The sequence below is a fragment of the Lentibacillus amyloliquefaciens genome, from assembly GCF_001307805.1.
Classification (GTDB): Bacteria; Bacillota; Bacilli; order Bacillales; family Amphibacillaceae; genus Lentibacillus; species Lentibacillus amyloliquefaciens.
The window spans coordinates 1898517-1911400 of sequence record NZ_CP013862.1; the positions used below are offsets into that span (position 1 = coordinate 1898517).

General features: G+C 39.0%; 11 protein-coding genes. 2 read left to right on the forward strand and 9 right to left on the reverse strand.

The features are described from left to right. Nucleotides 1-148: 148 nt before the first annotated feature. From AOX59_RS09480 to AOX59_RS09520, 9 genes are all read right to left on the reverse strand, one after another. Nucleotides 149-1567, reverse strand: coding sequence for a bifunctional 2-methylcitrate dehydratase/aconitate hydratase (locus AOX59_RS09480; RefSeq protein WP_068445022.1), 1419 nt, complete (start codon nucleotides 1565-1567; stop codon nucleotides 149-151). Between the two features lie 20 nt (nucleotides 1568-1587). Next, nucleotides 1588-2496 carry a methylisocitrate lyase gene (gene prpB, locus AOX59_RS09485; protein WP_068445024.1) on the reverse strand — a complete coding sequence of 303 codons (909 nt, stop codon included), beginning with the start codon at nucleotides 2494-2496 and terminating at the stop codon, nucleotides 1588-1590. 13 nt (nucleotides 2497-2509) lie between these two features. After that, a complete protein-coding gene (locus tag AOX59_RS09490) occupies nucleotides 2510-3880 on the reverse strand; it encodes an SLC13 family permease (protein WP_068445025.1) in 1371 nt (456 codons plus the stop codon). Between the two features lie 32 nt (nucleotides 3881-3912). After that, the gene (locus tag AOX59_RS09495; protein ID WP_068445027.1) at nucleotides 3913-5412 is read right to left on the reverse strand and encodes a tripartite tricarboxylate transporter permease; all 1500 of its coding nucleotides are present in this window, start codon (nucleotides 5410-5412) and stop codon (nucleotides 3913-3915) included. Between the two features lie 15 nt (nucleotides 5413-5427). Then, nucleotides 5428-5874 (reverse strand): tripartite tricarboxylate transporter TctB family protein, encoded by a 447-nt coding sequence (locus tag AOX59_RS09500; protein WP_237049407.1) that lies wholly within the window; start codon nucleotides 5872-5874, stop codon nucleotides 5428-5430. Between the two features lie 57 nt (nucleotides 5875-5931). Then, nucleotides 5932-6912, reverse strand: coding sequence for a tripartite tricarboxylate transporter substrate binding protein (locus AOX59_RS09505; protein ID WP_068445031.1), 981 nt, complete (start codon nucleotides 6910-6912; stop codon nucleotides 5932-5934). A gap of 125 nt (nucleotides 6913-7037) precedes the next feature. Next, nucleotides 7038-7715 (reverse strand): response regulator, encoded by a 678-nt coding sequence (locus AOX59_RS09510; protein ID WP_068445033.1) that lies wholly within the window; start codon nucleotides 7713-7715, stop codon nucleotides 7038-7040. Beyond that, the gene (locus AOX59_RS09515) at nucleotides 7712-9325 is read right to left on the reverse strand and encodes an ATP-binding protein (RefSeq protein WP_082684175.1); all 1614 of its coding nucleotides are present in this window, start codon (nucleotides 9323-9325) and stop codon (nucleotides 7712-7714) included. The genes AOX59_RS09510 and AOX59_RS09515 overlap by 4 nt, the downstream gene beginning before the upstream one ends. A 268-nt stretch (nucleotides 9326-9593) precedes the next feature. Beyond that, entirely contained in the window at nucleotides 9594-10202 is a 609-nt protein-coding gene (locus AOX59_RS09520; protein ID WP_068445035.1) for an SAM-dependent methyltransferase, read from the reverse strand. A 425-nt stretch (nucleotides 10203-10627) separates the two neighbouring features. On the opposite strand from AOX59_RS09520, the gene AOX59_RS09525 reads away from it, so the two are divergent. Next, nucleotides 10628-11305, forward strand: coding sequence for a response regulator transcription factor (locus AOX59_RS09525; RefSeq protein WP_068445037.1), 678 nt, complete (start codon nucleotides 10628-10630; stop codon nucleotides 11303-11305). Between the two features lie 198 nt (nucleotides 11306-11503). Then, entirely contained in the window at nucleotides 11504-12880 is a 1377-nt protein-coding gene (locus AOX59_RS09530; protein ID WP_068445039.1) for a HAMP domain-containing sensor histidine kinase, read from the forward strand. Nucleotides 12881-12884: the final 4 nt, after the last annotated feature.

Sequence of the window (12884 nt, forward strand, 5' to 3'; positions counted from 1 at the left end):
GGGTTAGCTCTTAAAACTGACCCTCATTATATATTTTCAAAAATCCAAATCCGTTGAACAAACGAATTGCCGACAGAGATCAATAAGATTGTTACTTTTGGTATACCCTTCCGGCGTTCCTCCCAGGCTTGTATTTCACATTCATATTTTATCTTTTCCAATTATCCATAAACTCATCGACGTCCATGTTAAACAATTCTTTCTTTTTAAGAAACATTGATTTTAAATTAGCGGTATGTTCTTTGGAAAATTGGGTTGAAACATTCTCTTCAAACTTTTTATAAAGTAGTGGCCGCCCTTCTTCCCTTCGAAAGCGATGACCAATAGGGTAATGCTTTTCAATTTTGTCCGTAGAAGTGCCATCTTTAAATTTTATTTGAACAGCATTTGCAATTGAACGTTTCGCTGGATCCAAATAATCTTGAGAGTAACTTTGATCTTCCCTGACAATCATTTTATTACGCAATTCGTCGACAATTGGATTATTAGCGATATTGTCCTCGTAATGATCTGCGGTTATATTTCCATAAATAAGTGCTATTGCGGTAATATACTGTAAACAGTGATCCCTGTCAGCCGGATTCACGAGCGGTCCTTTCTTGTCGATGATCCGGGTTGCCGACTCATGCGTGTTTATTACAATCTCTTCTACCTCTTCCAGTTTGTCTGCTACTTCTTTATGCAGTTCGAATGCGCATTCTGCTGCAGTTTGGGCATGATATTCAGCGGGAAAAGAAATCTTAAATAAAATATGCTTCATCACGTAGTCATTCAGCTCTTGAGCCAAAGTCAGGGGTTTACCATCCATCATGACATCCTCAAACCCCCATTGTGATGCACTTAATGCAGTGGGATACCCCATCTCTCCTCTTAGCGATAAAAAGGATAGCCAGACGCCTCTGCTGGTTGCATCCCCCGCAGCCCATGATTTTCTTGAACCGGCATTTGGGAAATGTCGATAAGTCCTCAGGCTTCCGTTATCGATCCAGGCATTGGAAATAGCATTGACAACTTCTTCTTTAGTACCGCCAAGCATAGAAACAGTAACAGCCGTGGTCGCTACTTTTACAAAAAGCACATGATCAAGACCTTCACGATTAAGACTGTTATCCAATGCCAGAATTCCTTGTATTTCATGGGCTTTAATAGCGGTCTTAAGCACATCTTCCACTTTTAATGTTTGCTTGCCTTCTCGTCTATTCTTTCTGCTCAAATAATCAGCAGTAGTGAGTATCCCGCCTAAATTATCGGACGGATGCCCCCACTCTTGAGCAAGCCAGCAATCATTATAATCAAGCCACCGAATCATAGTTCCGAGGTTAAAAGCCGCTTGAACCGGATCCAAATAAAAATCTGTTCCGGGTACGTAGCTTCCTTCACTAGGCTGTCCCGGAACTATTGGACCCAAAACTTTTGTGCACGCTGGATAATTTAAAGAAAGCATTGCACAGCCCAGGCTATCCATTAAAACTTCGGCTGCCACACTAAGCGATTCATCATCACCTATGTTATCGTTAAGAGCATAATCTGCAATCTGATTCAATACTTCGTCGACTTTGTGTTCCATCAATACCACCCCTTTCCTTTTCAATCTTGATCCGGAATTACCGTTTCAGCTATATTGTTATCAAGGTTTTCATATTCATGCAGTTTTATTATCTCGTAAAGTTCCTCCCGTGTTTGCATATCCCCTAAAATATTCTCCTGTGTCCCTTTCTCAGCTATCTCATTAAATGCTCTCTCATATGCCTTTGCAGCCACTCTTAAAGAGGTAACAGGGTAAATCACCATTGCGTACCCCATTTTCCGAAAGTCCGTCGCATTAATATACGGCGTTTTTCCAAATTCGGTCATATTTGCCAGTAAAGGAGCATTGATTTGATCAGAAACTTTGATAAACTCTGTTTCGCTTGTCATAGCCTCAGGAAATATTGCATCTGCTCCAGCTTCGGCGTATGCTTTAGCTCTTTCCAGCGCTTTATCCATTCCTTCAACACCGCGGGCATCTGTTCTTGCTACAAGAATTAAGGAAGGGGCAATCTTTTTAACCATTTTTATCTTCTCGACCATTTCTTCAGTAGATATTAATTGTTTTCCATTCAAATGACCGCATTTCTTAGGTATACTCTGATCTTCAAGCTGAATTGCAGCAACTCTTGCTTCCAGCAGCTCCTTCACTGTTCTTGCAATATTTAGAGGACCTCCAAAACCGTTATCTACATCTACCAAAAGCGGCAGATTGGTCGCCCTTACAATCTCATTTGCTTTTTCAGCAACTTCACTTGAATTTAACAGCCCGATATCTGGTATGCCTTTACTGGCTGTTAGAGCAGCACCCGACAAATATAAGGCCTCAAACCCTGCCTTCTTTCCAACTAGCCCTGCCATGCCATCATGAGCGCCTGCTATTTTTAATATTCTTTTGTTTTCCATTAACTCTTTAAAGTTATTTGCTAATGTTTCTTGTGATTTTTGATTGGAGATTAACCAGGTCATTATGAGTACCTCCTCATATTATTAAATTCCAATAAACAAAAATACTGATAAAAACAATAATCAGCCACGCTGACATGGTCACAATACCTACCCGCAGCAGATCCCGTTGGGTGAAATAACCATAAGAATAACTTATCAAATGTACGGGCGATTGTGTTATTAATAAAAATCCCGGTATTCCCACTAAATAGACACTCATTGCTACTTCAAGGGAACTGAACATTGCTATTTTTTCACCCAGTATGAGCGCCAATGGCAGCACAATTGTCAAGAACCCCAATACATTTACGAATAACACTCGTGCCGCTGCGATCAACAGACATAAAACAATCACAACTATTACTGGATGAAGATTCTCAAATGCATTAACCAGCCAACCTGCAAAGCTATCCATTGCACCCGTATCAATTAATATATTGGATAACATCAACGTAGCAGCAAAAAAAATCATCATATCCCAGTCAACACTTGATCTTGCTTCTTTCCAATCCAACACTCCAACATAAGGGAACACAACAATAGCGGCCCCAAGCATGCCAATTAAAGGGATAGAATAGCCGTGCCATGTTTGCGTAAGCCATAAAATCAGTATACCAGCTATGATAAAAGCCATTTTTATTTCTTGTGGTTGCCACTTTCCCAATTCCTTTTTCCGGGAAGATAATAAGTCCTTCACCATTTCCCGGTTGACACTTTCGGTAGGGAAAACGATCTGGAGTATTAACCATAATGACAATACAAACGTAAACATTGGGAAACTAAAATATATCAGCCAATTAATATAACTCATTTCGTCTGAAACTGAAGAAAACATACCAAATGCATAAATAGTAGAACTGGCACCGGTAGGAACAAAGGCCGCCGAGATCGCACTGACATATGCCACTCCAATAAAAAAAGACTTCCCAAGGTTCGTTGTTGATTGAATTGCCTGTAATTTGTTAATTAAATTATCCAATATATCACTAATTAACTTGCCTTTGCCAATATTGGAAGGTATGAATATGGTTAAAACAAACATCATAATGTAAGAAAGCAAAAGTAATAATTTCCCCGACCCATTTGCCAGGTTCAATATAGAAAGGGCCACCCTGCTGGCCAAACCTGTTTTGACAAAAGCATGTGCCAATATAAAAGTTGAAAATAATAACCAAACCAGACTGGAGCCTAAATAACTTAAGACCTCGTCATAAGAAGTAATGTGAAAAGAAAGGATTAATATAAGGACTACTGAGCTATAAGCAAGTGGAAACACTCTTCCTATCCATAATACCTGGATAATCAGCAGTGTCCCGCCTGCCTTTACCTCAGGTGCCCAGTCCCCTATCCAAAAAAACAGAATATAAAGACTTGCAGAAACACCAAGTAATATTTTATTCTTCATTCGTTGTCCCTCCCATAAAAGGAGAGGTCCTATTACGCTCTTCCTTGTTTAAACTTCTTTACCCACTCAACTATAAATGGATAAGCAATGGACAATACAGTCATAATCAACAAGGTTATCGTTATTGGAGAAGCAAATAGAACATTCATGAAATTATCATGTGCTACTATACTTTTTCTGAAATTCTGCTCCATATCAGATCCCACAATGACAGCAAGAATCAATGGTGCAATAGGGAACTTGAGAAGTTTCATGATCACGCCGATCACACCAAAAATCACCAGTATATAGAAATCTATTATGCTATAACTTAATGTGTATGTCCCAATAAATGCCAGCACTAATATGAGTGGATAAAGAATTTTTGGCGGTGTATCCAGTATTCTGACCAATAGTCCGATCAGTAGAATATTAATGACGACCAAGAATAAATTTCCTATAAACATACTATTTACTAATGTCCATACTGTTTCAGGGTTATCTTCAAACAGAAGTGGTCCAGGCTGCAATCCCAGCATTATTAAAGCACCTAGAATAACGGCTGTCGTTCCTGAACCAGGAATCCCCATTGTAAGCAAGGGAATAAATGCACCAACAGATGCAGCATTGTTGGATGATTCTGGAGCAGCAACACCTTCAATTGTCCCTTTCCCGAATTTGTCAGGATGCTTGGAAATCTGTTGTTCCGTGGTATAGCTCAGCATGGAAGCAATCGATCCTCCTGCACCCGGAAGAATACCAATGAGAAAACCAATAGGCCCTTGACGAATCATCGGCCACTTTGAACGTTTCCATTGTTCTCTTGTAATACCTTTCTTGCCTACTTTACTCTTTTTATTTTTTATATCATCAATACTCAAAAAGTTGTATAAAACTTCACCTACTGCATATACACCTATGATGACTACCAGAAAATCAATACCTTCACTTAATTGCGGAATATCAAAAGTAAACCGGTAAACCCCGGTTTGAAGGTCAACCCCAACCGTACTTAACATTAGACCAATACTCATTGATATGAAGCCTTTTATCATGTTTCCTTTTGATAAGGACACAATAGCCGATAATGTAAACACCAGCAGCAGGAAATACTCGGCCGGTCCAAAATCCAACGCAAAGGACGCCAAAGGTTTGGCAAGCAGGGTAAATCCTATAATCGCTGCAGTCCCCCCGATTAATGAGGCAATCGCTGAAATCGTCAATGCCTGCCCAGCCTGCCCTTTTTGTGTCATCGGATAGCCATCGAATGTAGCTGCAATAGCTGATCCATCACCCGGTGTATTAAGTAAAATTGAACTTCGTGATCCACCGTACATTGCCCCATAGTAAATGGCCGCCATAAGAACCAATGCACTGGTAGAATCCATTCCAAACGTAACTGGTATCAGCACCGCAACGGCGGTTGCCGGTCCAAGTCCCGGCAGCATTCCAACTACCGTTCCAAGAAATCCTCCAATTAGAACCCACAATAAATTCATCGGTTGAATTGCCGTTGTCAGACCTTCTATAAAACTCTGAAAATCCACCCCCATATTTTTCTCTCCTTTCTATGGCAGACTTACGCTTAATAGTTCGGAAAATGCATACCAAAAAACTACCGAAAATAAAACTGATATTAATATATTTTTTATCCAAGGCTTTCTTCCATTTACGATAAATAACAAGGCTGTTAAAAAAATGATTGTTGAAAACAAAAATCCTATCCGCTCAAACAGGAATGTATATACAAAAATCATAATTAGCGTAGATACGATAATAAAAGGTGCCCTGCCGACAAAGAGTGCTTTAAACGCTTCAAATTTCTCATCCCGCTTTCGCCATTCCTGTACGAAATAAATAATACTGAACAGTAATAATACGCTTCCTATGATAAGGGGAAAGTAAAGCGGCGCAGTTGGATCCCCCGTACGTGACCGGGGTAAATTGACGGTTAAAACCAAATAAACAATTCCGATTGTTATGAAAAATGAGGGCACAATTAATCGAGCCATCATCACCCCTCCTAACTAATGTAGGTGGGGGCACCTTCTTAGATACCCCCTTGTGCTTCTTTATTCTGTTAAACCTGCTTGTTGCAGTAATTCTTTATAATCTTTTGTTTGTTTTTCTAAAAATTCCTTTGATTCCTGGCTATTATGGTAATATGGCTCCCACTCGTTATTCTTCATAACCTCTTGCCAAGCTTCTGTCTCAACCATTTTGCTTATTTTTTTATCCCAATATGCAATTTCTTCTTCGGTCATATCCGGAGGTCCCATGATACCCCTCCAATGTGGAAACACCATATCCAAGCCTTGCTCTTTCCATGTTTTTACTTCTTCCAGTCCCTCGATTCTTTCTTCCGAGCTTACTGCAACAATATTAAGCTCACCAGCCAAGTGCTGCTCTTTTGATTCGGATACTGACATAGATGCGACATCAACGTGACCACCTAATAATGCAGTCAGTACATCGCCACCGCTTTCATAAACCATAAACTCAAGTTTGGAAACATCCACGCCATATTCCTTGGCTGCCTGTACAAAGGACAAATGGTCGTTATTTCCCAGGCTCGGTGCGACACCAATTTTAAGAGATTTCGGATCCTGTTTTAACTGTTCCATGACCTCTTTGCCTGTTCCAAAAGAAGAATCGGGAGGTACAGCAACAGAAATCCACTCCGTACTCAAAATGCCCAAAGGTGTAAAATCTTCATACGTTAAGTCACTTTGTCCCAGCAAATTATTCGTGATAACGAGACTGGAATTGATCGAAATTGTATGAGCATCCTGGTTTTTTAAATATTGCCAGCCTACTTCGCCGCCGCCACCAGGTTTATTCGACACTTTTATATTTTTTTCAATAAGTCCTTCATCATCATAGATTTTCTGCATTGCCCTGGCTGTTGCGTCCCAACCGCCACCGGGAGTAGCCGGTGCTATAATTTCTATGTTCTTATTGGGAAAATTCTGTGCAGATCCACTGTTTCCACCAGAACATCCAGCAATAAATACTGCTAGCACAACTAACATGGCTCCTATATATTTTTTCATCATTTCTCCCCCTTTAAGTAAGATTTAATTAAGATAATATACTGAATTTTACCTTATGTATACGTTTTCAAAAAAAGTGAAATAAAGTAAAAAAAACACTTTGTGTTCATTTTGTTCACAAAGTGTTAATTAGAATAATATCTGCGTTCAGGTCTCCCTACAATCCCATAATCCTGTTCCACCTTTACATCCTCTATTTGAACCAAATACTCTAAATAACGGCGGGCAGTTGTTCTCGAAGAGCCTATCTGGTTTCCCATTTCTTCTGCAGACCATGATTTATTATCTTGTTCCATATAGTATTGAACTTTTGATAAAGTAACACTATCTATACCCTTTGGTAATGATTCTTCTTTTGATTGTTTTTTTCTTGGAGAAGAAAAGAGCAATTCGTCAACAATTTCCTGATCTAAGTAATCTTTTTCTTTCAATAAGCCTCTCTGCCGCATATATTCATTTATCACTGTGTTAAACTTTTCCAAACTAACCGGTTTAATCAAATAATTGAAAATCCCCTGACGGATACTCTTTTCAAGCAGCTTTTTTTCCGTCGCGGCCGTTATGATAATGACATCAAGTTCAGGGTGTATTTCCCGTGCCATTTGAATTAAATCCGTTCCAAGGTGATCAGGCAAATAAATGTCCAACAGTAATAAATCCGGTTTCCATTCTTTAATTAAAGATAAGGTCTCCTCACCGTTAATCGCCTTACCGACTATTTTTGCATCTTCCATTTTTATCAGAAATTCTTCATGGATATTCGCTATTCTAAAATCATCCTCTGCGATTGCGATGTTAATCATTCTGCAACCTCCTCATCTGTTTTAGGGATATACACCGTAACGATTGTTCCGTCTGGTGTCGCTGCTACTTCTATTACGCCATTTAATTTATCTACAGTTGATTTAACGTTTGCCAAACCAAAACCTTTCTTGCCTTCAAGACCTTCCTTCTTCATTGAGTACCCAGGCTGAAAAATCTGCTCTAGGACTTCTTTTTCAATTCCCCTTCCATTATCTGTTACTTCAAAGATAATGTCATTCCCCAAGTCAATGGTTGAGAAAGATACACCGGGATTAGGATCGGATGATACTTCATCTACAGCATTATCAATTAAATTACCGATTATAATCATCAAGTCACTTGCTTCAATGTGTGAAGGTAATGGGCTTAAATAACTGTTTTCATCTATATTAAAATCTACTTTCTTTTCAGATGCTTTACCGAATTTACCTATTAGAATAGCTTGCACATTTGTATCTTCTATTTGATCAAAAATATGACGGTTTATTTTATCGTGATGATTAATTTCCTGACCAACCATCTCCAACACTTCATCGTACTTCCCTAATTGCAGCATACCATGCAAAAGGTGCATTTGATTTGAATACTCATGTGTTTGAGCACGCAAGTCATCCGAGTACTGTTTTACCTCGGATAACATATTCAACATTTCGGTAACTTCTGTTTTATCTCTGAATGTTGCTACTAACCCTGTAACTTTATCGTTTGTAAGTATCGGAAGTAAATTAACAATCAGTGTCTTATTATTTATAAAAAGCTCCTGATTTAATTTACCTTTCTTAGTTTCATATACATTTTGGTAATCAAGATTTGGTAATAAAGAACTAATTGGCTTATTAACATAGGAATGTCCAACATCAAGTAATTTTTTTGCTGATTCGTTAATGAGCGTCACCATACTATCTCTACTGGTTGCGACGACACCTTCATTCAAAGAAGATAGTAATGTATCTCTATTCCGATACAATTCAGCTATTTCCCGTGGTTCATACCCAAAAATTTCTTTCCTGATATGACGAGCAAGTAAATAACCTAAAAGAATCCCAATAACAATCACAGCAATCGAAACATATAAAATAATCTCAACTCTATCATAAATAAGAGACCATAGATTTGCCTTTAAGTACCCAACTGTAACAACCCCCTGGACGCTTCCAGTCGATGACATAATAGGAGCAATGCCGACTATTGAAGGACCTATAAATTCTTCTGTTTCCATATTATAATAACCGCCAAACACTCGAGCTCTATAACCGGATTTGAATTGCTGAATTCTGCCAAGGTACTCATCTTTAGGATGCGTTAAGATACGCCCATCTTTATCTTGTACGATTATAAAGTCTGCATCATTTTCCATACTGAATTGATCTGTAAGAAATTGTAATGACTGTCTGGATTGCGTTTCCGTCAGCCCTTCAGTAACTGAGGGAAGCAACGATACCGTTCGTGCGGTTTGCATACTCAAATTATATTTATTTGAAATAATTTGCTCAATTTTGGAATAGGCAAAAAAGCCAGAGAGAAGAAGTATCAAACCTACAATAACCGCTAAAAGTAAACCAGTGATCTTGGTTTGCAAAGATACATTAGTTATATTTTTGAACAACAAATCTATGCCCCCCTTTTAACAAAAATAAAATACTATATAAAAAGAACCCTTCACATTTATACTCTTCAGATTCTATCATAGTTTAAGAGGCTTAAGAATAATTGGTTAAACAATGTCTTTCTGCTATGCTAGAGGTAAAAATATTCTTACAATAGGTGCGCCCAATATAATAATCCCCGCCTGATTTCAGATATGGTTATCATGGGTTTATGCCCTTATTCTTTTATCTTCCTACTCTCACTTGAACGACTGGCCAACTATGAATTCTTCACCCTTCCAATCGATAAATCAGAAACCGGTCGTATGGATCGCCATTAAATATGTGTGATAAGTTAATTTCACTTTGCAGTTCAAAAGCGGTGTTTGTTTTTAAATAGTTCATATACTCGTCCGATCCATAATAGAGTATCAATTCGATAGCCCGTTTATGTTGTTCCGCCGAATGCTCGATATTCTGAATCACTTGCTGAAAGATCTCGACAGAAAATGGATTGAAAAAATAGAACCTGTTATCAGCCGGTTCAATTCGATAATCCTCGGCGAAACAGCAATGAAAATGAATCTTGTCCGAACTTTCCTGTGTCCGGTTCACATAACAATCGCGATTTCTCAGCGCCTCATCATAAAGCATGCTGTTCATTTCGATTCCGGTGACTGTTACATTATAAAAATAATAGATAAAAAAGTTCAGTCTTCCTTTTCCGCAGCCGAAATCAACGACGTGATCACTGCTCTTCAATTGATAATTCTGAAACAATTCCTCCAGGGCATTGTAGGGCGTCGGCTGATAAGGATTATGATACGTGGAATCGGGATAGCCCCTCTGAGTTCCCCTGGTTTTAATATTAAAAAGCTTATCATAGTAATATTCTTTCATGTCTTTGCTCCTTAAAGAGGTTGTTCAAAAAGTCCGGTAAAAATGACACGTCGAATTTTTCGTTGGCTTGCTTTTCCATTCCTCACGTATTAACTGCATATGTTCCGGTACCGGGAGCTTCGCCGCCTCGAACTTCTCGGTCCTTTTCATCCTCTTTTTTGAACACGCATTTAAACGGTCAATCCGGCATCAAGGATACTATTCACCCTTCCAATTAAATTTTAGCAAAATTTGAAAGTTAATAAAGCCGTTCATTTAATTTTCTTTGCTTCTCTGTTAAAGATCTTATATAAGAAGCATCCATGGAAAATCTTTACAACGAAAGCACAATTATGATTCACGTAAACTCCATAATCGCCCCTCCATCGGCTAAGGAGCTTATATATGGTACGATAAAAGGAATAAAGGAACAAAGGAGGTCTATCATGCTTACCATTCTTATCGTTGATGATGATCCGCATATTCGTGAGCTGCTACGTTTTTATTTACAAAAAGAAAGCTATAAAACAATCGAAGCTGCAGATGGAGAAAAGGCGCAGCAGCTGTTAGAGCAGCATCACATTCATCTGGCGCTTGTTGATATTATGATGCCGAATGTGGATGGCTATGAGCTTTGCAGGGAAATCCGGAGCTACTATGATATTCCTGTCCTTATGATAACAGCTAAGGGAGAAATGAAGGATAAAGAAACGGCTTTTAAAGCAGGAACCGATGACTATATTACAAAGCCATTTGAACCGAAAGAAGTTCTTTTCCGAATCAAAGCATTGCTTCGGAGGTTTCGGATGATAAATGAAGAGAATATCCATATTGGAAGTACCACCATAAATCGAAAAAGCTATGAAGTCCAATCTAACGGCAAAACAATTATTTTACCATTAAAAGAGTTTGAATTACTGGCACAACTGGCTAGTTATCCAAACCGGATATTCTCCCGCGAACAGATAATTGAACTGGTCTGGGGCAATGACTTTGAAGGGAATGACCGGACAGTGGACGTACATATTAAACGATTGCGTGAAAGATTCACAGAAGATAGCCATGGCTTTTCAATTCAGACCGTCAGAGGATTGGGATATAAGCTGACAGTCCACAGCGAATGAGGAATGATTCGTTCATTTGCTGTTCATTAAATGAATCTTCAATCAGTGGGGGGGTTCTTTCTCCCCCACTGATTGTTAGATGAACGAATCGGACATTTAGGGACAGTTAACCGCCGTCCCTGGGCGGATTACTGTCCCTTACATGCGGGATAAAACTTTTGTACAATGAGTCGGACTTAGACATTGGAGGCCACCACTATGCGGACACTTTATGTAAGAATTATTGTCACAACAATGGCGATTATGATTGCAAGTGCCATCATCGCTTTTGCGGTGTCGAATATTTATTATCAGTTTTATTTAAAGCCTGAAAATGACCAAAAAGTGACACATATTACGGAAAACATCGTAGCTACCTATAAGCAAAACAATAATCAGTCAGTACCCAACTTTTTAACATCGATGGCTGATCTTGGCTATAAATTTCATTTGGTTGATCAACATGGACAAGCGCAGACATTTGGAGAATCGTTTACTTCAACGGATATGGAAGAAAGTGATGTCGAAGCCGTTTTAAGTGGTGAAACCTATCATGGTATTGCCAATTACCCCTGGAGGCCATTTATAACTGGATTTTTTGACAATGATTTGGCAAATACAATAGGGGTGCCAATCCAGGTAGATGGGCAGACGTATGCCTTATTTGTTCGTCCTGACACGACACAGCAATTTGGAGAAATGCGGATATTCCTCGCAGTTCTGCTTGTATTAACATTGCTTTTCAGTTTTTTAATGGTATTAATCAGCACAAGATTTGTTGTCAAACCAATCAAAAAACTGACAGAGGCGACAAAGAAGATAGCTGCAGGTAATTATCACCTGAAACTCGATGTGAACAGGCATGATGAAATAGGCCGTCTTGCAAATGATTTTACAAAAATGAGTGACAGCCTGGAAAGTACAGAGGAAAAGAGGCAGGAATTTGTCTCAAGTGTCTCCCATGAAATCCAGTCACCACTTACTTCGATTCAAGGATTCTCCCGAACACTAAGAGAGGAAGACCTGACCGAAGAAGAACGCTCACATTATTTGACGATTATTGAAAAGGAAAGTAAACGATTATCCCTATTAAGTAAACAACTGCTTACCCTCTCTTCTTTGGACAGCGAAGCAGATGTGGAGATGGTTCCCTATGATGTGGCGGATCAGTTAAAAGAAGTCGTTCATGCAACTGAATGGCAATGGCATGAAAAGGAGATCGTCATTGAAATGAATTTATCCCCAACGACAATTGCAGGGGATCCGAAATTACTTCACCAGGTTTGGATGAATTTAGTGGAAAATGCCATTCGTTATACGGACCCCGGTGGAACAATTACGATTATAACCTTTCGTGATAAAACAGGGACACAGGTCATTGTAGAAGATACGGGAAACGGCATTGAAAAGGAAAATCTCTCCCAGCTATTTGACAGGTTTTATAAAGTGGATAAAGCAAGAACCGGAACGAAGAACAGTACAGGGCTCGGCCTTTCGATTGTGAAAAAAATCATCGAATTACATCACGGCACAATCATGGTGGACAGCGATCCTGGAAAAGGTTCAACTTTCACTGTCACCCTGCCAAATAAGTAATCAT